Genomic DNA, 24,431 nt, shown 5'->3' with positions numbered 1-24,431 from the left:
GTAAGCGGCGACAATGAACGGATGAACCGACCCTGCAACATTGCCGCGCGCCTGCCTGAACTGGCGCGTGAACGCCCTGACCAGATCGCCATCCGCTGCCCGGGCCGCCGGGGCGCTGGCAACGGCATGGCCGCCTACGACGTCACCTTGGACTACCGCCAGCTGGACGCCCGCAGTGATGCCATGGCCGCCGGCCTGGCCGGCTATGGGATCGGTCGCGGGGTGCGCACGGTGGTGATGGTGAGGCCGTCGCCGGAGTTCTTCCTGCTGATGTTCGCCCTGTTCAAGCTGGGCGCGGTGCCGGTGCTGGTCGATCCGGGCATCGACAAGCGCGCGCTGAAACAGTGCCTGGACGAGGCACAGCCGCAGGCCTTCATCGGCATTCCGCTGGCGCACGTGGCGCGGCTGGTGCTGCGCTGGGCGCCGTCGGCGACCCATCTGGTCACCGTTGGCCGCCGCCTGGGCTGGGACGGTACCAGCCTGGCCGCGCTGGAGCGCGCCGGCGCCAAGGGGGGGCCGATGCTGGCCGACACCGATGGCGAGGACATGGCCGCGATCCTGTTCACCAGCGGCTCCACCGGCGTGCCCAAGGGCGTGGTCTACCGCCACCGCCACTTCGTTGGCCAGATCCAGCTGCTGGGCAGCGCGTTCGGCATGGAAGCGGGCGGCGTGGACCTGCCGACCTTCCCGCCGTTTGCCTTGTTCGACCCGGCGCTGGGCCTGACCTCGGTGATCCCGGACATGGACCCGACGCGGCCGGCGCAGGCCGACCCGGCACGCCTGCACGATGCCATCCAGCGCTTCGGCGTCACCCAGCTGTTCGGCTCGCCAGCATTGATGCGGGTGCTGGCCCGGCACGGCCGGCCGCTGCCGACGGTGACCCGGGTGACCTCGGCCGGTGCACCGGTGCCGCCGGACGTGGTCGCCACCATCCGTAGCCTGCTGCCCGCCGATGCGCAGTTCTGGACCCCGTATGGCGCCACCGAGTGCCTGCCGGTGGCGGTGGTGGAGGGGCGCGAGCTGGAGCGTACCCGCGCGGCCACCGAGGCCGGCGCCGGTACCTGCGTAGGCAACGTGGTGGAGCCGAACGAGGTGCGCATCATCGCCATCGATGACGCACCGTTGGCCGACTGGTCGCAGGCACGTGTGCTGGCCACCGGCGAGGTGGGCGAGATCACCGTGGCCGGGCCGACCGCCACCGACAGTTACTTCAACCGCCCGCAGGCCACCGCCGCCGCGAAGATCCGCGAGACGCTGGCCGATGGCAGCACCCGCATCGTCCATCGTATGGGTGACGTGGGTTACTTCGATGCGCAGGGCCGCCTGTGGTTCTGCGGCCGCAAGACCCATCGCGTGGAAACCGCACAGGGGCCGCTGTACACCGAACAGGTCGAGCCGGTGTTCAACACCGTGCCCGGCGTAGCGCGCACGGCACTGGTTGGCGTTGGCCCGGCGGGTGCGCAGGTGCCGGTGCTGTGTGTGGAACTGCAGCGTGGCCAGAGCGACAGCCCGGCATTGCGCGAGGCGCTGCGCGCCCAGGCCACCCTGCGATTGCCCGAGGCGAACCTGCAGCACGTACTGATGCATCCCGCGTTCCCCGTCGATATCCGTCACAACGCCAAGATCGGCCGCGAGAAGCTCGCCGTCTGGGCCAGCGCCGAACTGGAGAAGCGCGCATGAAGATCCTGGTCACCGGTGGTGGTGGTTTCCTTGGCCAGGCGCTGTGCCGCGGGCTGGTCGAACGTGGCCACCAGGTGCTGGCATTCAACCGCAGCCACTACCCGGAACTGCAGGCCATGGGCGTGGGCCAGATCCGCGGCGATCTGGCCGATGCGCAGGCGGTGCTGCACGCGGTGGCCGGCGTCGATGCGGTATTCCACAACGGCGCCAAGGCCGGTGCCTGGGGCAGCTATGACAGCTACCACCAGGCCAACGTAGTCGGTACAGACAATGTCATTGCGGCCTGCCGCGCGCACGGTATCGACCGGCTGGTCTACACCTCAACGCCCAGCGTGACCCACCGCGCCACCCATCCGGTGGAAGGGCTGGGGGCTGACGAGGTGCCGTACGGCGAGGACTTCCAGGCGCCGTATGCGGCGACCAAGGCGATCGCCGAACAGCGCGTGCTGGCCGCCAACGATGCGTCGCTGGCGACGGTGGCACTGCGCCCGCGCCTGATCTGGGGCCCGGGTGACCAGCAACTGGTGCCACGCCTGGCCGAGCGTGCACGGCAGGGCCGCCTGCGGCTGGTCGGCGACGGCAACAACAAGGTCGATACCACCTACATCGACAACGCCGCGCTCGCCCACTTCCTCGCCTTCGAAGCGTTGGCACCGGGCGCTGCGTGTGCGGGCAAGGCCTACTTCATCTCCAACGGCGAGCCGCTGCCGATGCGCGAGCTGGTCAACAAGCTGCTGGCCGCGGTTGGCGCGCCGACGGTGGACAAGGCGATCAGCTTCAAGACCGCTTATCGCATCGGCGCGGTCTGCGAGCGGGTGTGGCCGCTGCTGCGCCTGCGCGGCGAGCCGCCGCTGACCCGCTTCCTGGCCGAGCAGCTGTGCACGCCGCACTGGTACAGCATGGAGCCCGCCCGCCGCGATTTCGGCTATGTGCCGCAGGTCAGCATCGAAGAAGGGCTGCGCAGGCTGAAGGCTTCATCTGCTGCATAGGTCGCCATCACTGGTTGCACACCGCAGGATCGGGAGGATGGGCCCACGCCATCCATTGGCCCGGACATCTGCGAGGAGCACCATGCTGCATTACGCCGTCATCTTTTTCGTCATCGCCATCATCGCCGCCGTGCTCGGCTTCTCCGGCATCGCCGGTGCCGCCAGCAACATCGCCTGGATCCTGTTCGTTGTGTTCCTGGTGCTGGCGGTGATCTCGATGTTCCGCAAGCGCGGCTAGACGACCGCGGGGTAGTGCCGGCCGCTGGCCGGCACTGTTCTTTCCGGTGGGCGCCGACCGTTGGTCGGCAAGCCCCTTTGTAGAGTCGAGCCATGCTCGACTGCTTTTCATGAGTCGAGCATGGCTCGACTCTACAGAGACAGCGAGCGCTCCTGCACGGCGCTGTGCAATCCACGATCGGCTGCATGGCGTTCCTGCGCCAATTCGATCAGGCGCGTGATCAGCGTGGTGTAGTCCACGCCGCTGGCACCCCACAACTTCGGGTACATGCTGATGCGGGTGAAGCCGGGCAGCGTGTTGACCTCGTTGATGATGATGTCGCCGCCCGCGGTGAGGAACACGTCCACGCGCGCCATGCCTGCACACTCCAGCGCCTGGTAGGCCTGCAGCGCGACCTGCTGGATACGCGCCTGGGTTGCGGCATCGATATCCGCGGGTACCACCACCTCGGCGCCATCCTCGTTGATGTACTTGGTGTCGTAGGCGTAGAACTCGTCGTGCACCACGACTTCGCCGCACAGGCTGGCCTGCGGATGCGCGTTGCCCAGCACCGCGCACTCGATCTCGCGGCCGACCACCGCCGATTCCACCAGCACCTTGTGGTCATAGCGCAGTGCCAGTTCCAGTGCCTCGGCGAAACCAGCCGCATCCTTGACCTTGCTCACGCCTACCGACGAACCCTGGTTGGCCGGCTTCACGAACAGCGGCAGGCCGAGTTGCGCGATCACCGCCTCGACATCGACCGCCGCCGCCTGATGGCGACGGATGCACAGCCACGGTGCAACCTTCAGTCCGGCGTCGCGCAGCAGGCGCTTGGTCACGTCCTTGTCCATCGCCACCGCCGAGCCCAGCACCGGCGAACCGACGAAGGGCAGGTTGGCCATGCGCAGCAGGCCCTGCAGCGCACCGTCTTCGCCCAGCGGCCCATGCACGATCGGCAGCACGACGTCGATCTGGCCCAGCGCGCTGGCTGGATCGGACGGCTGCAGCTGCGCCTGCTCGGCACCCGGGCGCACCGCCAGCGACTGGCCCGAGCGATGCAGCGCGATGCGCGACGGATCATCGGCATTGATCAGGAAGGTGTCCGGCTGGCTCAGATGCCACTGGCCCTGCTTGTCGATGCCGACCAGCACCGGCTCGAAGCGCTCGCGATCAAGCGCATCGAGGATGTTCTTCGCCGACTGCAGTGAAACCTCGTGCTCGGAGGACTTGCCCCCGAAGATGATGCCGACCCGGGTCCGTGCCATGGTGTTGCGATGTCCTGTGCGTTGCGTGGCCGTACAGCATGAACCTTCCATAGCCACCCAGGTGAGGCACAGATGAATCAGAAATCCATCCACGCATGGCATGAATCTACCGTGTCGACCAAGGTCGACACCCACCAACAGCACCATGAACCCGTCGAAGGCGGGGTGGGTCCGGTTGCGGGGGCGTGAGCCGCATGGATGCGGCGACCGAGCTTACATGGACGTACTTGCAGCGTCCCCCGCAACCGGACCCACCCCGCCTCCCCACAGGAAGCCAGCCTTTGATGTTGCTCTTGCCGGCCAGAGGCCGGTGCCTCTGCGGGTGCCGGGCGGTCGCCCGGCCCAAGCCCCCCACCCACGCAGGTAGAATGCGCACATGGCTCTTTCCCTGCTCAAGTCCCTCAAGCCGGTCGCTGGCCGCGCCCTGCAGATCGCCCTGAACCGCGCGCTGGCGCTGGATCCGGATACCCGCCATGCACTGGCCAGCCTCGATGGCCGGCACATCGACCTGACCCTGGAAGCGCCGTCGCTGGCGATGCGCATCAGTGTCGACGGTGACCAGCTGCGGGTCGGCCCGGTGGATGCGCAGGAAGCCGACCTGGCCGTGCGCAGCAGCCTGGCCGGGGTGCTGGCGCAGCTGCCACTGCTGGCCAACGCTCGGCGCGGCGACAACAACGGCAAGGGCCGCGTACGCGTGGCCGGCGACGCCGAACTGGCGCGTCGCCTGCAGCAGCTGGCCAAGGGCTTCGACCCGGACTGGCAGCAGCCGTTCGTCAGCGTGTTCGGCGACGTGCTGGGCGTGCAGGTGGCCAACACCCTGCGCAGCGCCCTGCAGCACGCGCGCCAGGGCGCGATCGACCTCGCCCACAGCGCCGCCGAATTCATCACAGAGGAATCGCGCGACGTGGTGCCGCGCGCCGAACTGGATGCCTTCCACGATGACGTGGACGTGCTGCGTGACGACGTCGAACGTCTCGGCGCGCGCGTGCAGCGCCTGCGGGGTGCCGCATGAAGGCCGTGCTGCGGGCAAGCCGCATCGGCCGGGTGATCCTGCGCTACCGCCTCGACGACCTGCTGCAGGGCACGCCGGCCGAGCGCTGGCTGCGCCTGGCCAAACCGTTCGTACCGCGTGCTTCGGCCGACATCGCCGCACAGTCGCGCGGTGCGCGCCTGCGCCTGGCGCTGCAGGATCTCGGCCCGATCTTCGTCAAGTTCGGCCAGATCCTGTCCACCCGCCGCGACCTGGTGCCGCCGGACGTGGCCAACGAACTGACCCTGCTGCAGGACCGGGTCAAGCCGTTCGACGGCGATACCGCGCGCCGCATCGTCGAGGAAGCACTCGGCCTGCCGGTCAGCGAGGCGTTTGCCAGCTTCGACACCGAACCGCTGGCCTCGGCCTCGATCGCGCAGGTGCATGCGGCCACGCTGGCCGATGGCCGCCAGGTGGTGGTCAAGGTGCTGCGCCCGGGCATCGAGAAGCAGATCGACGCCGACATCGCGTTGCTCAACTCGCTGGCCGCCCTGGTCGAGCGCACCCACCCGCGTGCCGACAAGATCCGCCCGCGCGAAGTGGTGGCCGAAGTCGAGAACACCCTGGCCGCTGAGCTGGACCTGCAGCGCGAAGGCGCCAATGCCAGCGTGCTGCGCCGCTTCTGGGAAAACAGCGACGACCTGTACGTGCCGGAAGTGATCTGGAGCCACACCGCCGAGCGCGCGCTGACCCTGGAGCGCGTATGGGGCATTCCGTCCGACGACATCGCCGCGCTGGACAAGGCCGGCATCGACCGCAAGGCGCTGGCCGCCAAGGGTGTGCGGGTGTTCTACACCCAGGTGTTCCGCGACAACTTCTTCCATGCCGATGCCCACGCTGGCAACATCTGGGTCGACACCGATCCGTCGCGCCGTGCCAATCCGCGTTTCATCGCGCTGGACTTCGGCATCATGGGCCAGCTCTCGCAGGAAGATCAGTACTACCTGGCCGAGAACTTCATGGCCATCTTCAACCGCGATTACCGCCGCATCGCCGAACTGCACGTGCAGGCGCGCTGGATGCCGGACAACGTGCGCATCGATGATCTGGAAGCAGCCGTGCGTTCGGTGTGCGAGCCGTACTTCACCCGTCCGCTGTCGCAGATCTCGCTGGCCGAAGTGCTGATGAAGCTGTTCCGCGTGGCGCAGCGCTACCAGCTGACCCTGCAGCCGCAGCTGATCCTGCTGCAGAAGACCCTGCTGAACATCGAAGGTGTCGGCCGCCAGCTGGATCCGCAGATCGACATCTGGGCGGTGGCCAAGCCGGTGCTGGCGAAGATCCTGCGCGAGCGCTACAGCCCGCGGCGGGTGGTGCGCGAGATCGGCAAGCGCCTGCCGGAGATCATGACCCACGCTCCGGACATGCCGCGCCTGGTGCACGCCTGGCTGACCCAGCAGGTGGAAGGCCGCCATGAACTGGCGATGCGCTCGCGCGATCTGGTTGCACTCGATGCCAGCGTGCAGCGCCTGCAGAAGCACGCAGTGGGTGCGATCACTGGTGTCGGCCTGCTGGCCATCGCCGCACTGATGTATGTGCTGCAGCCGCCGGGCTGGTACTGGGGCGACGTGCCGATGTGGAGCTGGGTGTCCGGTGCCGTCGGCGCGCTGGCGCTGGCGCGCGCGTGGTGGCGCTGATCCCTGTTGGTCGAAGGTCGGCGGCGATGCACGCCGCCGACTGACTGGGGGTCTACCAGTGGTAGCCCAGGCCCAGGTGCGACTGCACGCTCTGGAAGCGGTCCAGGCGCGTCCTGTGCCAGGTCTTGCCGATGCCCATGTCCAGCACCAGATGCTCGCCCAGCGGCTGGCTGCGGCGCACGAAGGCTCGACGTGCATCGTGTTCGCGCAGCAGCAGCGGATCGGCATCGGCGGTATAGCCGGAGGTACCGCTGCCCAGCCACAGCTGGGTCGAACCACGGCCTTGCCCGTCCTTCAGGCGCAGTGACAGCGTGGTGCCATGGCCATCGGGGCCATTGGACTGGCGATGCCGCTCGTGGCGCAGAGAGGCGGTCACGCGCGGGAAGTAATGCGCTGCGCCCACCGACCAGCCGCTCACGTACGCGCCGGCGTGGTACTGGGCGTACTTGCCGCCCACGCTCAGCACGGTCTGCGGTGCCACGTGCCACTGCAGGTCCTGGTTGACCTGGCGGTTGACGAACACCGGGTCATCGTTGGATGCAGTGAAGGCGGTGCGGGTCGAGAAGCGTCGGCCCCAGCGCTGGTGCAGGGAGCCCTGCACCCGGTTGCCGCTGAAGCGCTTGCTGCCATAGTCGCGTTCGCCATGGGCCAGGCCCAGGTGCCAGCGGCTGTCACCGCTGCGGCCGGCCACGTCCACGGTCTGTACGTCGCGCTTGCCGAAGCCATCGGTGTAGTCGGCATGGTCCAGCTGCACCGAGACCCGGTCGATGCCGGCATGGGCGCTGGACACAGCCAGCAGCAGGGCGCACGGCAGTGCGCCACGGATGATCAATCGCATGGGGTTACTCCAGGGGTTGGGATTGCAGTGACTGCAGCAGCCGATAGCGACCGGGTGGCAGGTTTAGTTCCACGGTGATGCGCGGACCGAACTGGCTGCCCGGCGCGACGATGCGACCCGGCAGGATGATCACGCCGACACCCAGCGCGGCGCCTTCACCGATCCAGGCGCCGAGCTTGTCGCGCTGGCTGTCGATGACGGTGTCGCCGATGTGGACGGCGACCGTCGCGCCATCCAGGCGATGGTTGCTGGTGCGCACCAGCGCACCCAGGTAGGCACGGGCGTCGATACGGCTGTCGGCAATGAAGCACTGCGGACCGATGCAGACGCCGTCGCCGATCAGCGCGTTCTTCAGCTCACTGGCAAAGCCGATGCGGACGCCATCGCCAATGTGCAGCGGGCCGCGCAGCAGCGCGTTGTTGCCGATCAGGCAGTCGCGGCCGATCGATACCAGTCCCTGCAGCTGGGCACCGTCGCAGATGCGGCTGCCGGCACCGATCTGCACGTGGCCATGCACTGTCGCGCGCGGCGAAACCTGTGCACTGGAATCGATGTGGGGTGCCGTGACCGAAAGCGCATCGGCCATGGCGGCGAGATCATTCCACCACATGCGGATACCTCGTCGGTTTGTCGCGCACGGGTTCGCGGCCGGTGAACAGGCCGGCCAGGCCGTGCATCAGCCAGATCGCGTAGGCGAGCAGCACGTACAGCATCGAGAACGCGGCAGCCGGCACCAGCCACGCGCGGCGGTGATGGATCGCACTGATCACCGCCAGCAGCATGACGATGCCGATCCAGAACACTGGCATCACCGAGAGGGCCAGGCCGCCAGGCCCGTGCAGCAGGGCCGTACCAAACCAGACCTGCAGCGACAGCACGATGCCGGCCAGCGCGAGCAGCATCATCGGCAGGATGCTGAACAGGCCGAAACGGGTCAGCAGCAGGCTGCGATGCAGGCGCATGCACACCGCGTAGCCGACGATCCAGCGCCGCCAGCGCCGCCATTCTTCCACCAGCGTGTTGCATTCCTGCGGGTAGACCACGCAGCGCACGCTCTGGCGGACACGGTAGCCCTGCGCGACCAGCGACCAGGACATGTCCAGGTCTTCCACGCGGGTGCGGTCGGAGAAGCCGACCTTGCGCAGCACCGAGGTGCGGAACAGGCCACACGAACCGGAAACGATGAACGGTGCGCCGCCGAGCCACTGCTGGAAGCTGCGCTTGATGACGATCATCGGCAGCTTCAGGCTGGCGCGTACATGCGGCAGGAAGCCGGCACCCTGCAGGCTGGACGAGGGCACGCCACCGACCGCATCGGCACCGCGTTCGATCTCGTCCAGCAGGTGGCCCAGGCCATGGCCGCGCGGATCGATATGGGTGTCGGCGTCGGTCAGGAACACCTGATCGGCGGTGGCGTGCTGCAGGCCATGCATCAGCGCGCCGCCCTTGCCGGTGTTGGCCTGGTGTACCGCCACCAGGCGCTCGGGCCAGCGCGCCTGTAGTGCATCGAGTACCTGGGCCGTGTTGTCGGTGGAACCATCGTTCACGCAGATCACCCGCGCCACGTAGGGGTTCTGCAGCAGGCTGGTCAACGAACGCTCCAGGCAGGGAGCTTCGTTGTAGGCCGGCACGATCGCATCGATGCTGTACAGGCGCGTGCTGGGGCGACGCGAGGCCTGCATGCACACGCGCACCAGGATGAAGGCACACATGGCCAGGAATAGCAGCGTCTTCATCACAGCACCAACCGGTAGGGCTGGAAGCCCTCGCTGGGGCCGATGCCGATCTGCTGGCCGCGGAACTGCGCATGGCAGCGCAGGTGGCTTTCCTGCATGTAATGGCGATCGCCCTGGCTGGCGTGCTCGCGCAGTGCACGGATCTTCAGCTCCAGCTGTGCGCTGATGTCCTCGAACACCTGCGGCGCGAACTGCGGCAGGGTGCTGGGGCTCTCGTAGCAGAGGATCTGCGGGATATGGCGGCAGGCGATGATCGACGCTTCGTGGACGGTGCGGTGGTCCTGGTGATGATCCTCGCCGCACATCGTGTAGATGCGGTGCGGTGCGATCTGCGCGCAGGCCTGCTCGATCGCCGCGACGATGTCGTTGCGGCAGGCGGGAAAGCGCGTATCCGGGAAATCCAGCTGGATCACCTCGGTCACGCCCAGGCGGCGCAACGCGCGGTGCGATTCGTCACTGCGGTCGATGCCGGCATGGCAGCCACGGCCGCCACGGCTGAGCACCAATGCATGCATGCGCGAGCCGGCGCGGGCGAGCTTGGCCAGGCTGCCACCGCAACCGAGCTCGATGTCGTCGGGGTGGGCACCGATTGCCAGAATGTCGAGAACCATGGCCGTGTCCTTGCGGAAACCAAGAGGGCAGCGGGCAGGTGGAGCGTCCCGCGTGAAGAAGGCGGGCACTATCGCAACGTGAGCGCAGCGCAGCGCTAGGAGGAATACGAAATGTGGCCGGACAGGCCACAATGCTTACCCATGCCGGGGCAAATGAAAGCAGCGATGACGATGCAACTTTCGGAACTGAAGGACGAGCTGGCACGGTTCGGCGCCGAAAACGACGCGCATGAAACCGAGCGCGGTCGGCGCATGCTCAACATCACGCCGGACACCGGTGAATTCCTGTCGGTGCTGGTGCGCTTCGGCAATGCGCGTCGGGTGCTGGAGATCGGCACCTCCAACGGCTATTCCACGCTGTGGCTGGCCGAAGCCGCAGCCGCCATCGATGGCCACGTGACCACGCTGGAATACGCCGAGGACAAGGTGGCGATGGCGCGTGCCACCTTCGCGCGCAGTGGCCTGGCCGGGTACATCACGCTGGTGCAGGGCGATGCCGGGCAGTGGTTGACGCAGGCCGCCGATGCCAGCATCGATCTGCTGTTCCTCGATTCGGACCGCGAACAATACGCCGGCTGGTGGCCGCAGCTGCGCCGCGTGCTGCGTCCGGGTGGCCTGCTGGTGGTGGACAACGCCACCTCGCACGCCACGCAGATGGAGCCGTTGCGGATGCTGCTGGACGCTGATCCGGACTTCAGCACCAGCCTGGTCCCGGTGGGCAATGGCGAGCTGCTGGCCGTGCGCAACGCCTGACCGCCGCGCCTGCCTACCTGGGGTCAGATCCCTTTTCCACAGGAAAAGGGATCTGACCCCGATCAGGGCACCCGTATAATCCCGCGGTGAGCACCGAACCTGACACCCTCGCCGCGGTCGAGACCGAAACCGCGCCCCTGCAGCTGCTGCACCTGGATGAGCGCCTGGCCGTGGTCAACAAGCCGGCCGGGCTGATGGTCCACGACAGCAAGCTGGCCCGTGGCGAAGATGATTTCCTGGCCGACCGCCTGCGCGAGCAGCTGGGGCGGCCGATCTTCCTCGTGCATCGCCTGGACCGGGCCACCAGTGGCTGCCTGCTGCTGGCCTTCGACCGCGAGACCGCCAGTGCGCTGGGCAAGGCGCTGATGGGGGGTGAAGTGGCCAAGGACTACCTGACGGTCTGCCGTGGCTGGCCGGCCGAGCTGTCCTGGCGGGTGGACCATGATCTGGACGGTGGGCCGGGCAAGCCGGTGAAGAAGCCGGCGATCACCGATTTCCAGCGGCTGGCCACCGGCGAGCTGTCGGTGCCGGTGGGTGAATTCACCAGCTCACGCTACGCATTGCTGCGCTGCCAGCCGCAGACCGGGCGCTTCCGGCAGATCCGCCGGCACCTCAAGCATCTCTCGCATCACATGATCGGCGACACCAGCCACGGTGATGGCCGCCACAACCGGATCTTCCGCATGCAGGGCGTGCACCGCATGCTGCTGCACGCCGAGCGCCTGCGCTTTCCGCATCCGGACGGTGACAGCGTGGATGTCAGTGCGCCGCTGGATCGCGAATTCCAGAAGGCGCTGGACCTGTTCGGCTGGCAGGTGGACGCCGTTTGACGCCCACGCGGTCGAGGGGTCAGAGCCCTTTCCCGCCGGGAAAGGGATCCGACCCCGCCGAGGTCACTTCTTTTCCGGCTCGTTGACGATCGCTTCCAGGTCTTTCTGCAGGTCCGCGAACAGCGGCTGCATGCGCGCCTGGATCGCCACCACCACGTTCTGCATCAGTGCCGGGGTCTTGTCCAGCAGGCTCTGGCCGGCCGGGCTCTCGTAGAACTCGGCCATCGCCAGCACGTCTTCCTTGCTGAAGGTCTTCTTGTACAGGTCCACGTACATCGGCCGCAGCTGCTGCCAGGACATCGCCTGGCGCAGGGTCTGGCTGGTCCGGGCCTGGATCCGCTTCAGCTGTTCCTGCTGCTGGGCATTGAGCTGGCGCTGCGCGGCCACCTGCTGGAACTGCTGCTGCTGCATGGCTTCGATCTGCGGCACCATGGTGTCGATCATGCTCTGCGCTCGCGAGGCCGACAGCAGGCGGTTGATGTCGCCGTCGGTCGGCGGGGCGGCCAGGGCCGGAACGCTGGCCACGGCCAGCGCCAGCAGCAGGGCGGCGCGGCGCAGCAGGGACGGCAGGGCGGGTGCGAAGCGGGTCATGCGGGGCTTCCTGCGGTACATGGGACGGCCAGCATACCCGCAGCCAAGGCGAAGGCGGCGTGTTCGGTACCTGATCGGCGGCATACGGGGCGCGATGCCGCACTCCGCCGCGTGCCTGCCGCTACAATGCGCGGATGGGCAGTGGACCGGTCACCATCAGCGCGCAGCTTGAAATCCCCGACGGCGAGATCGTCGAGCGGTTCGTGCGTGCCAGTGGCGCCGGTGGCCAGAACGTCAACAAGGTCTCCACCGCGGTGGAACTGCGTTTCGACGTCGCCAACTCGCCCTCGTTGCCCGAACCGTTGCGCGCGCGCCTGCTGGCGCGGCGTGACCGGCGCATGACCGGCGAAGGCGTGCTGGTCATCGACGCGCAGCGTTTCCGCACCCAGGATCGCAATCGCGAGGATGCGCGCGAGCGGCTGGCGGCCTTCATCCAGGCCGGGCTGAGCGTGCCCAAACCGCGCAAGGCCACCAAGCCGACCCTCGGGTCGAAACTGCGTCGTCTGGACGCCAAACGCGGGCGCGCGCAGATCAAGCGCGGGCGCTCATCACGTGACTGGGAGTGATTGCTTGAACAACCCGACTTCGTTGCTGCCGGCCGTGCCGCCGCAGATGCCGCAGGTCAAACCCAACGCCTTCCTGCGCTGGCTGGCGCGCTGCACCCTGCGCATGGGTGGCTGGAAGGTGACCGGCACCCTGCCTGACATCCCCCGGCTGGTCTTCATCATCGCTCCGCACTCGTCCAACTGGGACGGCCTGTGGGGCATGGCGGCGAAGATCGCGCTGGGCATGAAGGTGAAGGTGCTGGGCAAGGCCTCGCTGTTCTGGTGGCCGCTGGGCCCGCTGCTGCACAAGCTGGGCGTGATCCCGCTGGACCGCAGCTCGCCGCAGGGCACCGTCGGCCAGGCCGTGGACCTGCTGCGCAACAACGAGAAGATGTGGTTCGCCATCACCCCCGAGGGCACCCGCAAGGCCGTGAAGGACTGGAAGGCCGGTTTCCTGAAGATCGCCCGGATGGCCGACGTGCCGATCCTGGCCGCGTATTTCCACTACCCGGAAAAGACCATCGGCATCGGCCCGCTGTTCACGCCGACCGGCGACGACGTGGCCGACATGGCCGCCATCCGCGAGTTCTACCGGCCGTGGATCGGCAAGACCCGCGGCACGGTCTGAGCCGGCCGTAGGCCGCCGCGTAGACGCCACGTCCGGCACATGCCGGGCGAGCGCGACAGGAGTAGGGTGGAGGGCTGGTATCCCGTACCGTCTGCCCAAGGAGCGTTTCACATGTCGCGTACCGTAGTCCTGGCCGCCGCCATCAGCCTGGCGCTGGCGGCCTGTTCCGGCAAGGAGTCCACCCCCGTGTCCGAAGCCCAGAAGACCCCGGCCCAGCAGCCGGCCGAAGCCTCCACCAATCCGCTGCTGAGTGCGAGCACGCTGCCGTTCCAGGCTCCGCAGTTCGACAAGATCAAGGACAGCGACTACCTGCCGGCGTTCGAAGAAGGCATGCGCCAGCACCTGGCCGACGTGCGCAAGATCGCCGACAGCAGTGAGCCGGCCACCTTCGACAACACCATCGTGGCGATGGAGCGCAGCGGCGAGACCCTGACCCGCGTGTCGCGCATCTTCTTCGGCCTGGTCCAGGCCGATACCAACGATGCGCGCCAGAAGATCCAGGAAGAAGTGGCGCCGAAGCTGGCCGCGCACCAGGACGAGATCAACCTCGATCCGAAGCTGTTCGCGCGCGTGAAGTCGCTGTACGACCAGCGTGACACGCTGGAGCTGGACCCGGTGCAGAAGCGCCTGGTCGAGCACTACTACGACGGCCTGGTGCGCGCCGGTGCGCAGCTGTCCGACGCCGACAAGGCGACCCTGCGCAAGCTCAACGTGGAAGAGACCACCCTCTCCACCCAGTTCCACACCCGCCTGGTGGCCGCCACCGCTGCTGCTGCCGTCGTCGTCGACGACAAGGCCAAGCTGGCCGGCCTGGACGAGGACGCGATCAACAACGCTGCGGCGGCTGCCAAGGAGCGCAAGCTGGATGGCAAGTTCCTGCTGCCGCTGCAGAACACCACCCAGCAGCCGGTACTCGGCTCGCTGAGCGACCGTGACCAGCGTGCCGCCGTGCTGAAGGCCTCGGAAACCCGCGCCGAGCGCGGCGATGCCAATGACACCCGGCAGACCGTGCAGCGCCTGGCCCAGCTGCGTGCGCAGAAGGCCAAGCTGCTCGGCTTCGACACCTTTGCCGATTACCAGCTGGGCGACCAGATGGCCAAGACCCCGGCCGCCGCGCTGAAGCTGCTGACCGACACCGTGCCGGCCGCCACCGCCAAGGCCCGTGCCGAAGCCGGCGAGATCCAGAAGGTGATCGACGCGCAGAAGGGTGGATTCCAGGTCGCCGCTTCGGACTGGGACTTCTACGCCGAGCAGGTGCGCAAGGCCAAGTACGATCTGGACGAGTCGCAGATCAAGCCGTACTTCGAACTGGACAACGTGCTGCAGAACGGCGTCTTCTACGCCGCCACCCAGCTGTACGGCATCACCTTCAAGCCGCGTACCGACATTCCAACCTACAACCCGGACATGAAGGTGTACGAAGTGTTCGACAAGGACGGCACCTCGCTGGCCCTGTTCTACACCGACTACTTCAAGCGTGACAGCAAGTCCGGCGGCGCCTGGATGGACGTGTTCGTCGAACAGGATGGCCTGACCGGTGCCAAGCCGGTGGTCTACAACGTCTGCAACTTCACCAAGCCGGCCGCCGGCCAGCCTGCGCTGATCAGCTTCGACGACGTCACCACCATGTTCCATGAGTTCGGCCATGCGCTGCACGGCATGTTCTCGAACGTGAAGTACCCGTCGATCGCCGGCACCGCCACCTCGCGCGACTTCGTCGAGTTCCCGTCGCAGTTCAACGAGCACTGGGCGCTGGACCCGAAGGTGTTCGCGCACTACGCCAAGCACTACAAGACCGGCGAGGCGATGCCGCAGGAGCTGGTCGACAAGATCCTCAAGGCGCGCAGCTTCAACCAGGGCTACGCGACCACCGAGTACCTGTCGGCCGCACTGCTGGACCTGGCCTGGCACACGCAGAAGGCCGATGCGCCGCTGCAGGATGTCGGCGCCTTTGAAGCCAGCGCGCTGAAGAAGTTCAAGGTCGACCTGCCGCAGGTGCCGCCGCGCTACCGCACCACCTACTTCGACCACATCTGGGGTGGCGGTTACTCGGCCGGTTACTACGCCTACTTCTGGGCCGAAGTGCTGGACCATGACGCCTACCAGTGGTTCACCGAACACGGTGGCCTGACCGCGGCCAACGGCCAGGAATTCCGCGACAAGATCCTCTCGCGCGGCAACAGCGTGGAGCTGTCGACCCTGTACCGCGATTTCCGCGGCAAGGATCCGTCGGTGGAACCGCTGCTGAAGTTCCGCGGCCTGAAGTAAGAAAGCGAAAACGGCGGGGGCAACCCCGCCGTTTTCCTTTTGCGTCGATGCCATCGATGAATTCTGCAGTTACCGCTCATCCACGCATGGCGTGGATCTACTGCAGATCGCAGGAATCTGTCGAAGGTGGGGTGGGTCCGGTTGCGGGGGTATCCGCGCCATGGATGGCGCGGCTAAGCCTCCATGGACGGATTCACGGCGTCCCCCGCAAGTGGGCCCACCCCGCCATCCCACGGAAATCCAGCCTTTGCTGTCGCTGTTGAGGTTGCCGGCCAGCGGCCGGCACTACCTACCGGGTGCCGGGCGCAGCCCGGCCATCACGTGCCTACGTGCACGCGGTTCGCCTGCTCGGCCAGTCCCAGGTGATCCAGCGCGATATCCAGCGCCAGTACATAGCTCTGCGCGCCATACCCCGCGGCGATGCCCAAGCGCTGGCCGACGCCGGCCGGCAGGCACGGCTCGGCCACTGCACCGTCGTCATGCACTTCCACATAGGCGTTGTGCAGGTAGGGCAGCAGGCGCTGCAGGCGCAGGCTGTTGGCACATGCACCCGGGTCAAGCAGGGTCACCTCGCCGCGGCTGTGGTCGGCCACGCGTAGCGCATCGAGCAGTTCCTGCTCCGAACCACAGGCACGGATCGCCACGCTGGTCCCTGCGTCGATCGCCCGATGCACCAGCGACTTCAGTACCGGCGCCGGCAGGGGCATCGCGGTGCGGATCAGTGCGCCGGCGGCTTCCGGGCCGCGGATGATGAAGATCGACATGGCTCAGCCCTCCTGCGCCAGGCGGCGGCCAACGATGGCCAGCGACAACGGGTAACCGGCCTGCTGGCTGCGCTGGTCGACCACCACGGCGGCGGGGCCGTGCTGCAGGCGCAGGCGAACATCCAGACCCGGCTCGCTAGGCGATTGCAGCTCGATGTACTGCGCCGGCAGCCGTTCCAGTGCTGCCTGCAGCGCGCCACCTTCGGCCTGCCATTGCGCTTCGTCGGCGGTACCGACATCCAGCAGTACCCAGTCGGCCGACCGCGCCTGCGGCTGGCAAAGGCACTGGCGTACCTCGGACAGGTTGGCGCAGTCGCTGCACAGCACGCGATGGCCGGCCAGCTGCGCCGGCAGCTGCGGGCGCGGCGCCGACGAAGATGCGTGGCGGATCACCAGGAGGGTCATACAACACCTTGCGGAATGCGCCCTGTGGCGCGGTGGGCACACGATGCGCGTGCTGCCCGTAAAGGTGCGATGCCCGCGGCCGGGCCGGGGCGTAAAACCTGCGTAACCCGTGTCCGGCGCTACCGGGAACCTGCGGCGCCTGCATGTGGTCTGATACCGCTACCACCTACCCGGAGCCTGTCATGGATGCTGTTGCCCGCCCTCCCTTTTCCGAACGCGCGCTGGTCTGGCTGAAGAAGGAAGCATTGCCGCTGCTGGTGATGCTCGGCCTGCTCGCCGCCGCCCGCGATACCCTGGCCAACCACTACGTGGTGCCCAGCGGCTCGATGCAGCCGACCCTGCAGCCCGGCGACCGGGTAGTGGTGGACATGCGCGCCTATGGCCTGCGCCTGCCGTTCACCGGCAAGGAACTGATGTCCACCGGCGTTCCGCAGCGCGGTGAAGTGGCGGTGTTCGATTCACCGGCCGACGGCACCCGCCTGATCAAGCGCGTGGCGGCGGTGGCCGGTGACCATGTGCAGATGCGCGAGGGCCATCTGAGCATCAACGGCCAGCCGCTGCAGATCGCCGACCTGCAGGACGTGGAAGCCTTCGGCGAGCGCCGTGCCCGCCTCGACCTGGACATGGGCGGCGGTCCGGACATCGCCGACCTGGTGGTGCCGGCCGGCAAGGTGCTGGTGCTGGGTGACCACCGTGGCAACAGCTTCGACGGCCGCTTCTTCGGTTTCGTCGACGCCGACAAGCTCTACGGCCGCGCCGTGGCGGTGTACTACCGTCGTGGCGACGGCTTCGAGTGGCAGCGGCTGTAAGCTGAATTGATACTTCTCGTGTATCAATCATGATCTATCAGGTTATGGATCGACTGGATCGACGGGCCTAGTCTGAGGCCCGTTCCCTCCCATGCCCGGCCGTCCCCACCGGCCCCTCGATCCCATGACTGGCGAAACCGCGGCGGCCGTCGAACGCCGCCCCCACACTGTTGATTCCAGCGCCGAGACCCGCATCCAGCAGGGCACGCCGGCCTTCCGCCGCACCGCGCTGGCGCTGTTCCTGGCCGGCTTTTCCACCTTCGGCCTGCTGTACACCGTGCAGCCGCTGCTGCCCGAGTTCAGCCGTCACTTCGGCGTGTCCGCAGCTGGCAGCGCGATGTCGTTGTCGCTGACCACCGGCACGCTGGCGGTGGCGATGCTGCTGGCCGGCCTGCTGTCCGATGCGGTCGGTCGCCGCCCGTTGATGATCGCTGCGCTGCTGGCCTCGGCCATGCTGTCGCTGAGCACGGCGCTGGTGGATGACTGGACCACGCTGCTGGTGCTGCGCACCCTGCTTGGCCTGGCGCTGAGCGGCGTGCCGGCGGTGGCGATGACCTACCTGGTGGAGGAAATGGACAGCCGCGCGCTGGGCCTGGCGATGGGCCTGTACATCGGCGGCAACGCCATCGGTGGCATGAGCGGGCGCCTGCTGGCCGGCATCATCGCCGACCATTGGGGCTGGCGCTGGGGCATCGGCGTGGTCTCGATCATCGCCATCGCCAGTACCGTGCTGCTGTGGCTGCAGCTGCCACCGTCGCGGCATTTCCATGCACGTCGCGGCGGCCTGCGCCAATTGCCGTCGCGCTGGCGCACGCTGTTCGCCGACCCGGGCCTGCCGTGGCTGTTCGCTACCTCGTTCGTGCTGATGGGCGTGTTCGTCACCCTCTACAACTACCTGGGCTACCACCTGCTGGCGCCGCCGTACCATCTCAGCCAGACCGTGGTCGGCCTGATCTTCAGCGTCTATCTGGTGGGCACCTTCAGCTCGGCGTGGATGGGCCAGCAGGCCACGCGCTACGGCCGCGGCCGCATCCTGTCGATCTCGTTTGCGTTGATCGGCGCCGGCATCGCGCTATTGGCACTGTCGTGGTTGAGCACGATGGCGCTGGGTATCGCACTGGTGACCTTTGGCTTCTTCGGTGGCCACTCGGTGGCCAGCAGCTGGGTCGGCAGCCGCGCCGGTGCGATGCGCGCCGAAGCCTCGGCGCTGTACCTGTTCGCCTATTACCTGGGTTCGAGCGTGCTCGGTGGTGTGGGCGGCCTGGCTTATGCGGCGTGGGATTGGCTGGGTGTGTGCCTGTTCGCCGCCGTGCTGACCCTGATCGGCGGTGGCATTGTCTGGGCGCTGCAGCAGCGCGCCCCGCAGCCGGTGACGGCGTGAATCACCGCGTACGGTAGTGCCGGCCGCTGGCCGGCTACCCCACCTGGGTCCGCATGCCGGCCAGCGGCCGGCACTACCGGGTGGATTGCACGCTTACCCTTCGGCGAACGCTTCACGCAGCAGCCCGGCGAAATTGCGGATCAACGGCGTCACACCCTCGCGGTGCCACGCCAGCTGCACTTCCGAATGCGCACCAGCATCGGCCAGCGCGACGAAGCGCGCGCCCTCCACGCGGATGTGATCGCAGGACGACGGCAGGATCGCCGCACCCAGGCCGGCGGCGGCCAGACTGATCAGGGTCGAGGCCTCACCGGCCTCCTGCACGATGCGCGGGGTGAACCCGGCGGCCGCGCACAACGCGATCATGTGGTCATGGATGCCCGCACCGGCGCTGCGGCGGAACGCCACGAACGGTTCCTGCGCGAAGTCGCGCAGCGACAGCGTGCCCTGCGCCGAGAGCCTGCGCAGGGCAGGGTGGTCGGCATGCACGATCAACGCCAGTGGATCGACGAACAGGCTGTGCGCCACCAGCTCTGGTGGCAGCGCGCGCTTGCGGATGATGCCCACGTCCAGTGAACCGTCGAGCAGCGCATCAATCTGCTGCAGGGTGTTCATCTCGCTCAGCTGCAGCCGCACCTGCGGATAGCGTTGGCGGTACTGCAGGATCGAGCGCGGAATCTGCGGCGACAGTGGCGTCGCGCGGGTCAGCCCGATGCGCAGCTCACCCTGCTCACCGCGCTGCGCGCGCTGGACTTCGTCCACCGCCGTTTCCACCTGCTGCACGATGGCCCGCGCACGTTCCTGCAGCAGCTCGCCCGCCGGCGTCAGCTGCACACGACGATGGCTGCGCACGAACAGGCGCGCACCGATCAGGTCTTCCAGCTGGCGGATCTGCTGGCTGAGCGGCGGCTGCGACATACCCAGCCGCTCCGCCGCCTGGCCGAAGTGCAGCGTGTCGGCGACGGCAAGGAAGTAGCGAAGATGGCGGAGTTCGATGGACATGGGTGCAGTCTATTCATCGCCGGTGGGAAATGGGGTCAGATCCGTTTTCCTGCGGAAAACGGATCTGACCCCGGTCACCCGTCATCCACGCATGGCGTGGATCTATCGTGCCGACCAACGGTCGGCACCCACCAACAGCAGCGACCAACTGTCAGAGGCGGGGCGGTGTGGGTGGGCAGGACCGTTGGCGCCATGGATGGCGCCATCGAGCCCCCATGGATGGGTTTACGGCGTGTCCTGCCCACCCACACTGCCCCGCCATCCCACCGAATGCCAGCTTTTGACGTTGACGTTGACGTTGCTTCGGCTTCGGCAGGTGCAGGGCGCAGCCCTGCCGCACACCCTCACCGCTCCGAATGCCCGCTCTGGTCATAATCGCGCGGGCTGAACAACTCCGGCTGGATCAGCTCGATGAACGCCCGCGCCTGCGCCGACAACGCCTTGCCCCGGCGCACGATCACCCCGTAACTGCGTTCCGGGAACCAGCGCTTCATCGACCGCGCCGCCAGCCGCTCGCGATCGGCCTCGTTCAGGCACAGCGCCGGCACGATGGAAATACCCATGCCCATCGCCACGTACTGCTTGATCACCTCCCAGCCGCCCACCTCCAGCGCCACGGTGTAGGCGATGCGGTGGCGCTGGAACACCTGGTCCACCAGGCGGTAGGTGATCTGCCGCTTCGGTGGCAGCACCAGTGGATAGCGGGCGATGTCGGCCAGTTCCAGTTCGCCGCCGCTGGCCAGCGGATGGTCGTGCGGTGCGATCAGCACCTGCTCGAAGCGGTAGGCCGGCGCGTAGCTGAGGTCGGCCGGCACATCGGTCATCGAGCCGATCGCCAGGTCGGCGGCGTCCTCGCGCAGCAGGTCGGTGCCATCAGCGCTGATCGCGTTGTGCAGGGTCAGGCGCACGTCCGGATGATGCAGGCGGAAGCGTTCGACGATCTTCGGCAGCAGGTACAGGATGGTCGAGCTGTTGGCGGCGATGTTCAGCTCGCCCGCGTCCAGGCCACGCACCTTGTCGCGGAAACGCGCCTCCAGCCCGTCCAGGTTCTCCACCAGCGGCTGTGCCATTTCGTACAGCAGCTGGCCCTCGCGGCTGGGCACCAGGCGGCGCCCGCTGCGCTCGAACAACGGCACCCCCAGCTCCCGTTCCAGCGCCTGCAACTGCAGGCTGATCGCCGGCTGGCTGACGAAAAGTGCCTCAGCCGCCCGTGAGACCGAGCCCAGGCGCACCGTCTGGCAGAACGCGCGCAGTGGCTTCAGCCGGTCGGATTTGTAGGAAAAACGCGGACTTGGCGGGGTGCGTGTGGTCATCGCGTCACAAGTATTAGCACAATTTATGTAGAACATTGCAAAAACTGTTTTGCCAAATACTCGGCACCAGCGGCACCGTGGAGACGTTCCCCCACCGCTGGAGTCGCCCCATGTCCGCCGTCGCTTCCGCTGTTCCCACCCCCGCCAGCAAGGCCACCCCCGGCATCGCCCTGGCGACCCGTGTGGCCGGCCAGGACACCGTGCTGCCGGCGCCGTTGCTGGCCCTGCTGGTGTCGCTGCACCGCGCGGTGGAACCGGGCCGGCAGGCACGGCTGCAGGCACGCCGCGAACGCCAGGCGTTCTTCGACCAGGGCGGCCTGCCGGATTTCCGCGAAGACACCGCCGCCATCCGCAGCGGCGACTGGACCGTCGCGCCGCTGCCGGAGGCATTGCAGGACCGCCGCGTCGAGATCACCGGCCCGACCGACCCGAAGATGGTCATCAACGCGCTGAACTCCGGCGCCAAGGTGTTCATGGCCGACTTCGAGGATTCGACCTCGCCGACCTGGCGCAACCTGCTGGCCGGCCAGCAGTCGCTGGCCGCCGCGGTGCGTGGTGATCTCGAATACACCGCACCCAATGGAAAGCACTACCGCCTGCGCCCGTACGACGAGCAGGCGGTGCTGATCGTGCGCCCGCGTGGCTGGCACCTGGACGAGAAGCACGTGCGCATCGATGGCCAGTTCATCGCTGGTGGCCTGTTCGACGCGGCGGTGTTCGCCTTCCACAACGCCCGCACCCTGCAGGCGAAGGACCGTGGCCCGTACTTCTACCTGCCCAAGCTGCAGAGCATGGAGGAAGCGGCGCTGTGGGAAACCGCGCTGTCGCACATCGAAGGCATGCTCGGCCTGCCGCACGGGCAGATCAAGGTGACCGTGCTGATCGAAACGCTGCCGGCGGTGTTCGAGATGGATGAGATCCTGCACGCGCTGCGCGACCGCATCGTCGGCCTGAACTGCGGGCGCTGGGACTACATCTTCTCGTACCTGAAGACCTTCCGCCGCCACGCCGACCGCGTGCTGCCCGAGCGCGGCCAGGTGACCATGACCCAGCCGTTCCTGAAGGCGTATTCGGAGCTGCTGATCCAGACCTGCCATCGCCGCGGTGCGCATGCGATGGGCGGCATGGCCGCGCAGATCCCGATCAACAACGATGCCGCTGCCAACGAACAGGCGATGGCCCGCGTGCGCGCCGACAAGCTGCGCGAAGTGACCGCTGGCCACGATGGCACCTGGGTCGCGCATCCGGCGCTGATTCCGGTGGCGATGGCGATCTTCGACGAACACATGCCCGGTGCGAACCAGCACAGCGTGCTGCGCCAGGATGTGCGCGTCGGCCGCGACGAACTGATCGCACGGCCGCCCGGCACCATCACCCGCGCCGGCTTCGAAGGCAATGTGGAAGTCTGCGTGCGCTACCTGGCGGCATGGCTGGATGGCAACGGCTGCGTGCCGATCCACCACCTGATGGAGGACGCGGCCACCGCCGAGATCAGCCGCAGCCAGCTGTGGCAGTGGCTGCATACGCCGGGCCAGCAGCTGGACGACGGCACCGCCATCGACCTGGCCCTGCTGGATGCCACGCTGGCGCAGCTGCCGGCACGGCTGGGTGACACCACCGCGCTGCCCGGTGGCGCACGCATCGGCGAGGCCATCGCCCTGCTCGGCGAACTGAGCCGCAGCGACGAACTGACCGATTTCCTGACCCTGCCGGCCTACGCGCGCATCGACTGATCGCCGCCCGCGTTTCCCGCCGTTTCCCTCCCCGCTGCACGCACGAACCGAACTGGAGAAAGACATGAGCAAGCTGCCCACTGCCGAACAGATCCAGCACGACTGGGATACCAACCCGCGTTGGGAAGGCATCCAGCGCAACTACAGCGCCGCTGACGTGGTGCGCCTGCGCGGCACCGTCCACATCGAGCATTCGCTGGCCCGCCTGGGTGCGGAGAAGCTGTGGGCGTCGCTGCATGAGCGCGAGTTCGTCAACGCGCTGGGTGCATTGACCGGCAACCAGGCCATGCAGCAGGTCAAGGCCGGCCTGAAGGCGATCTACCTGTCCGGTTGGCAGGTGGCGGCCGATGCCAACCTGGCCGGGCAGATGTACCCGGACCAGTCGCTGTACCCGGCCGATTCGGTGCCGGCGGTGGTCAAGCGCATCAACAACACGCTGCTGCGCGCCGATCAGCTGCACCACGCCGAAGGCAAGGACGACATCGATTTCCTGCAGCCGATCGTGGCCGATGCGGAAGCCGGTTTCGGCGGCGTGCTCAATGCGTTCGAACTGATGAAGGCGATGATCGAGGCCGGTGCCGCCGGCGTGCATTTCGAAGACCAGCTGGCCTCGGTGAAGAAGTGCGGCCACATGGGCGGCAAGGTGCTGGTGCCGACCCGTGAGGCGATCGAGAAGCTCAACGCCGCGCGCCTGGCCGCCGACGTGCTGGGCGTGCCGACCCTGCTGGTGGCACGTACCGATGCCGAAGCCGCGGATCTGCTGACCAGCGACATCGATGGCAATGACAAGCCGTTTGCCACCGGCGAGCGCACGGTGGAAGGCTTCTACAAGACCCGCAACGGCCTGGACCAGGCGATCAGCCGTGGCCTGGCCTACGCGCCCTACGCCGACCTGGTGTGGTGCGAGACCGGCAAGCCGGACCTGGAGTTCGCACGGAAATTCGCCGAGGCGATCCATGCGAAGTTCCCGGGCAAGCTGCTGGCCTACAACTGCTCGCCCAGCTTCAACTGGAAGAAGAACCTGGACGACGCCACCATTGCCAGGTTCCAGCGCGAACTGGGCAGCTACGGCTACAAGTTCCAGTTCATCACCCTGGCCGGCTTCCACGCGCTGAACTACGGCATGTTCAACCTGGCCCACGGCTACGCACGCCGGCAGATGAGCGCGTTCGTGGAACTGCAGGAAGCCGAGTTCGAAGCGGCCGAGCGCGGCTTCACTGCGGTCAAGCACCAGCGCGAGGTCGGTACCGGCTACTTCGATGCGGTGACCCAGGCGATCCAGCAGGGCCAGTCGTCGACCACCGCGCTGACCGGCTCGACCGAGGAGGAGCAGTTCCACGGCGGGCGCAGCGAACGCGCGGCGTGATGCGGTAGCGCCGGCCGCTGGCCGGCAACCCGTCGATGTT

Annotated in this window: 24 protein-coding genes; 14 read left to right on the top strand and 10 right to left on the bottom strand. The window is 67.5% G+C overall.

Annotated features, from left to right (window positions below):
* Positions 1-21 precede the first annotated feature (21 nt).
* The 3 genes from oleC (at position 22) to ACXI0D_RS11150 (ending at position 2,907) form a co-directional block, all read left to right on the top strand.
* Complete coding sequence (oleC, locus tag ACXI0D_RS11160; RefSeq protein WP_119007342.1) at positions 22-1,680, top strand: olefin beta-lactone synthetase; 1,659 nt, start codon at positions 22-24, stop codon at positions 1,678-1,680.
* Positions 1,677-2,669: a 2-alkyl-3-oxoalkanoate reductase gene (gene oleD / locus ACXI0D_RS11155; RefSeq protein WP_119007341.1), complete on the top strand. Its 993-nt coding sequence runs from the start codon at positions 1,677-1,679 to the stop codon at positions 2,667-2,669. The genes oleC and oleD overlap by 4 nt, the downstream gene beginning before the upstream one ends.
* Positions 2,670-2,751: 82 nt before the next feature.
* The gene (locus tag ACXI0D_RS11150) at positions 2,752-2,907 is read left to right on the top strand and encodes a DUF1328 domain-containing protein (RefSeq protein ID WP_004153593.1); all 156 of its coding nucleotides are present in this window, start codon (positions 2,752-2,754) and stop codon (positions 2,905-2,907) included.
* A gap of 131 nt (positions 2,908-3,038) precedes the next feature.
* On the opposite strand, the gene ddlA is transcribed toward ACXI0D_RS11150, so the two are convergent.
* Positions 3,039-4,154, bottom strand: coding sequence for a D-alanine--D-alanine ligase (gene ddlA, locus ACXI0D_RS11145; RefSeq protein ID WP_119007340.1), 1,116 nt, complete (start codon positions 4,152-4,154; stop codon positions 3,039-3,041).
* Between the two features lie 376 nt (positions 4,155-4,530).
* Between ddlA and ACXI0D_RS11140 the strand changes: the two genes are divergently transcribed.
* Complete coding sequence (locus ACXI0D_RS11140; protein WP_014035565.1) at positions 4,531-5,166, top strand: ubiquinone biosynthesis accessory factor UbiJ; 636 nt, start codon at positions 4,531-4,533, stop codon at positions 5,164-5,166.
* Positions 5,163-6,818: a ubiquinone biosynthesis regulatory protein kinase UbiB gene (ubiB, locus tag ACXI0D_RS11135; RefSeq protein WP_014035566.1), complete on the top strand. Its 1,656-nt coding sequence runs from the start codon at positions 5,163-5,165 to the stop codon at positions 6,816-6,818. Before ACXI0D_RS11140 ends, ubiB begins: the two co-directional genes overlap by 4 nt.
* Before the next feature lie 52 nt (positions 6,819-6,870).
* Here the strand turns inward: ubiB and ACXI0D_RS11130 are convergent, their stop codons facing one another.
* The 4 genes from ACXI0D_RS11130 to ACXI0D_RS11115 are packed head-to-tail and all read right to left on the bottom strand — an operon-like array spanning position 6,871 to position 10,003.
* Complete coding sequence (locus ACXI0D_RS11130) at positions 6,871-7,656, bottom strand: YaiO family outer membrane beta-barrel protein (protein WP_479642576.1); 786 nt, start codon at positions 7,654-7,656, stop codon at positions 6,871-6,873.
* A 4-nt stretch (positions 7,657-7,660) separates the two neighbouring features.
* Positions 7,661-8,266, bottom strand: coding sequence for an LbetaH domain-containing protein (locus tag ACXI0D_RS11125; RefSeq protein WP_101764705.1), 606 nt, complete (start codon positions 8,264-8,266; stop codon positions 7,661-7,663).
* The gene (locus ACXI0D_RS11120; protein ID WP_101764706.1) at positions 8,253-9,392 is read right to left on the bottom strand and encodes a glycosyltransferase family 2 protein; all 1,140 of its coding nucleotides are present in this window, start codon (positions 9,390-9,392) and stop codon (positions 8,253-8,255) included. Before ACXI0D_RS11120 ends, ACXI0D_RS11125 begins: the two co-directional genes overlap by 14 nt.
* Entirely contained in the window at positions 9,392-10,003 is a 612-nt protein-coding gene (locus ACXI0D_RS11115; RefSeq protein ID WP_479642575.1) for a PIG-L deacetylase family protein, read from the bottom strand. The genes ACXI0D_RS11120 and ACXI0D_RS11115 overlap by 1 nt, the downstream gene beginning before the upstream one ends.
* A 165-nt stretch (positions 10,004-10,168) precedes the next feature.
* On the opposite strand from ACXI0D_RS11115, the gene ACXI0D_RS11110 reads away from it, so the two are divergent.
* Together ACXI0D_RS11110 and ACXI0D_RS11105 are read left to right on the top strand one after the other, a co-directional pair.
* Positions 10,169-10,756, top strand: coding sequence for an O-methyltransferase (locus ACXI0D_RS11110; RefSeq protein WP_119007335.1), 588 nt, complete (start codon positions 10,169-10,171; stop codon positions 10,754-10,756).
* A gap of 86 nt (positions 10,757-10,842) precedes the next feature.
* Positions 10,843-11,586: a pseudouridine synthase gene (locus ACXI0D_RS11105; protein WP_101764709.1), complete on the top strand. Its 744-nt coding sequence runs from the start codon at positions 10,843-10,845 to the stop codon at positions 11,584-11,586.
* 63 nt (positions 11,587-11,649) lie between these two features.
* On the opposite strand, the gene ACXI0D_RS11100 is transcribed toward ACXI0D_RS11105, so the two are convergent.
* Positions 11,650-12,198 (bottom strand): DUF2059 domain-containing protein, encoded by a 549-nt coding sequence (locus ACXI0D_RS11100; RefSeq protein WP_170871738.1) that lies wholly within the window; start codon positions 12,196-12,198, stop codon positions 11,650-11,652.
* Between the two features lie 113 nt (positions 12,199-12,311).
* Here ACXI0D_RS11100 and arfB point away from each other — a divergent pair, with 113 nt between their 5' ends.
* The 3 genes from arfB (at position 12,312) to dcp (ending at position 15,618) form a co-directional block, all read left to right on the top strand.
* The gene (gene arfB / locus ACXI0D_RS11095; RefSeq protein ID WP_005420755.1) at positions 12,312-12,743 is read left to right on the top strand and encodes an alternative ribosome rescue aminoacyl-tRNA hydrolase ArfB; all 432 of its coding nucleotides are present in this window, start codon (positions 12,312-12,314) and stop codon (positions 12,741-12,743) included.
* 4 nt (positions 12,744-12,747) lie between these two features.
* On the top strand, positions 12,748-13,350 hold the full coding sequence (locus ACXI0D_RS11090; protein ID WP_014035575.1) for a lysophospholipid acyltransferase family protein: 603 nt from the start codon (positions 12,748-12,750) through the stop codon (positions 13,348-13,350).
* Positions 13,351-13,461: 111 nt separating this feature from the next.
* Positions 13,462-15,618, top strand: coding sequence for a peptidyl-dipeptidase Dcp (gene dcp / locus ACXI0D_RS11085; protein WP_119007334.1), 2,157 nt, complete (start codon positions 13,462-13,464; stop codon positions 15,616-15,618).
* Positions 15,619-15,935: 317 nt separating this feature from the next.
* Here the strand turns inward: dcp and ACXI0D_RS11080 are convergent, their stop codons facing one another.
* The gene (locus tag ACXI0D_RS11080) at positions 15,936-16,382 is read right to left on the bottom strand and encodes a 3-dehydroquinate dehydratase (protein ID WP_004153636.1); all 447 of its coding nucleotides are present in this window, start codon (positions 16,380-16,382) and stop codon (positions 15,936-15,938) included.
* A gap of 3 nt (positions 16,383-16,385) precedes the next feature.
* Positions 16,386-16,787: a hypothetical protein gene (locus ACXI0D_RS11075; RefSeq protein WP_119007332.1), complete on the bottom strand. Its 402-nt coding sequence runs from the start codon at positions 16,785-16,787 to the stop codon at positions 16,386-16,388.
* A gap of 182 nt (positions 16,788-16,969) precedes the next feature.
* Here ACXI0D_RS11075 and lepB point away from each other — a divergent pair, with 182 nt between their 5' ends.
* Positions 16,970-17,596 carry a signal peptidase I gene (gene lepB / locus ACXI0D_RS11070; RefSeq protein ID WP_101764712.1) on the top strand — a complete coding sequence of 209 codons (627 nt, stop codon included), beginning with the start codon at positions 16,970-16,972 and terminating at the stop codon, positions 17,594-17,596.
* Between the two features lie 124 nt (positions 17,597-17,720).
* A complete protein-coding gene (locus ACXI0D_RS11065) occupies positions 17,721-18,977 on the top strand; it encodes an MFS transporter (protein WP_119007331.1) in 1,257 nt (418 codons plus the stop codon).
* 93 nt (positions 18,978-19,070) lie between these two features.
* On the opposite strand, the gene ACXI0D_RS11060 is transcribed toward ACXI0D_RS11065, so the two are convergent.
* Entirely contained in the window at positions 19,071-19,979 is a 909-nt protein-coding gene (locus tag ACXI0D_RS11060) for a LysR family transcriptional regulator (protein ID WP_075675649.1), read from the bottom strand.
* Between the two features lie 344 nt (positions 19,980-20,323).
* A complete protein-coding gene (locus ACXI0D_RS11055; protein WP_119007330.1) occupies positions 20,324-21,292 on the bottom strand; it encodes a LysR family transcriptional regulator in 969 nt (322 codons plus the stop codon).
* A gap of 110 nt (positions 21,293-21,402) precedes the next feature.
* Between ACXI0D_RS11055 and aceB the strand changes: the two genes are divergently transcribed.
* Both aceB and aceA read left to right on the top strand, forming a co-directional pair.
* Positions 21,403-23,025, top strand: coding sequence for a malate synthase A (aceB, locus tag ACXI0D_RS11050; protein ID WP_119007329.1), 1,623 nt, complete (start codon positions 21,403-21,405; stop codon positions 23,023-23,025).
* A 64-nt stretch (positions 23,026-23,089) separates the two neighbouring features.
* Positions 23,090-24,391, top strand: a complete 1,302-nt coding sequence (aceA, locus tag ACXI0D_RS11045) for an isocitrate lyase (protein ID WP_069118153.1) — start codon at positions 23,090-23,092, stop codon at positions 24,389-24,391.
* Positions 24,392-24,431 lie beyond the last annotated feature (40 nt).

This window comes from Stenotrophomonas sp. C9D9, from assembly GCF_056491205.1.
Note: the sequence above shows the minus strand (reverse complement) of the source record. Positions and strands in the feature narration are given on the sequence as shown.